Source organism: Seonamhaeicola sp. NFXS20 (assembly GCF_049132085.1).
In the GTDB taxonomy this organism is placed as follows: Bacteria; Bacteroidota; Bacteroidia; order Flavobacteriales; family Flavobacteriaceae; genus Seonamhaeicola.
Genome location: NZ_JAFMPU010000043.1, coordinates 1 through 1,188, shown reverse-complemented (window position 1 = coordinate 1,188; position 1,188 = coordinate 1). Strand labels below are relative to the sequence as shown.

Genomic DNA, 1,188 nt, shown 5'->3' with positions numbered 1-1,188 from the left:
AATAAGATTTTAGCACGGAGTTTTGCAGTGATTAAGAGAGGAACACCATTTGTTAATGTAGCAGCCACAACTTATTAAAAAAAATAGTTGTTTTTTACCTTGGAATACGTATAACCGTCAGTTACGGGTTTAAAAGTTAATAATTTTCGGTTTAGAACTGACGTTAGCAATTCCGAGTGGATTCCGACGTAGTCGAATCCGCCGTAATTGCGGTTATACATTGTTACCCAACGTTTTTTATTCAATTATCTTTCTTAATTTTCTCTTTCCGTTATCTAATTCAGTCAGTTTTTCTTTTTTCAAGCGAAACTTTAAATCATTAAAGTCAATCCACTTTGCACTTGATAAAGCAAAAATCAAACTATCATTCTTGGTCAAAGTCTTAGAACTCAAAATCAGCGTGTCATTTAGGTTTTTCCAGAAACCTTCGGTAAAATCCGAACCGTGTACTTTTCTTTTCCAAAATTTAAATGTTCTGTCTTCAGCCAGAATTAATTCAATTCCGCTATTGCTCTTCCCATAGCCATTAAATTTCCCATAGAATCTATATGTTTTTCCATTCGGTGGTTCAATTTTCATCAAAGAATACATTTTGTTATTGAATCTTTCAATAAAATTCTCATCTCGATAAGAGTCAGTACAAGTATGGCAAAACTTTAGGTTGGTAATCTCAATATCTTTTAATTTGAAAGTGTCAATCATCTTGTCTGGACAACCAGAATAACCACCGACTGCACTTATCAAAACTCTTTTTCCATCAACAAATAGTTCAGTTGCAATTTGGTCAATTCTATTCTCTAACCATTTTTTGTCATTATCCGATAGTTTAAAATCCTCTCTAAATCCGTTGTAAAGTTTTACACTTCCAATTGTATTTAAGCTACCTTTTAAAATTGGACTTTCTAATTTATGGATTGAATCAGTTTCTAGATTTTTTGGAATATAGTTTAGTAAATCATAATACTCTTTTTCATACAGAGTTGATGATTCAGGGTCTTGAGCAAAAATTAATGTGCTGAAAACAAAGTTTAATATGAAAAATGTTTTTCTCAAATGTTGGGTAACGTACAGCTGTATGGTTAGTGGCTTGGTTTAAGCGTTGGCTTTATGCGGCCATTAATTATACAGCATGTTGTGTGCTTTATATTTTTAATTTAGTTTTTATAAAAGTAAAAAAATAAAGGAACA

General features: G+C 31.6%; 1 protein-coding gene. It reads right to left on the bottom strand.

What is annotated here, in order from left to right:
- Positions 1–237 precede the first annotated feature (237 nt).
- On the bottom strand, positions 238–1,053 hold the full coding sequence (locus J1D01_RS17395; RefSeq protein WP_421151776.1) for a hypothetical protein: 816 nt from the start codon (positions 1,051–1,053) through the stop codon (positions 238–240).
- Between the last annotated feature and the right edge of the window lie 135 nt (positions 1,054–1,188).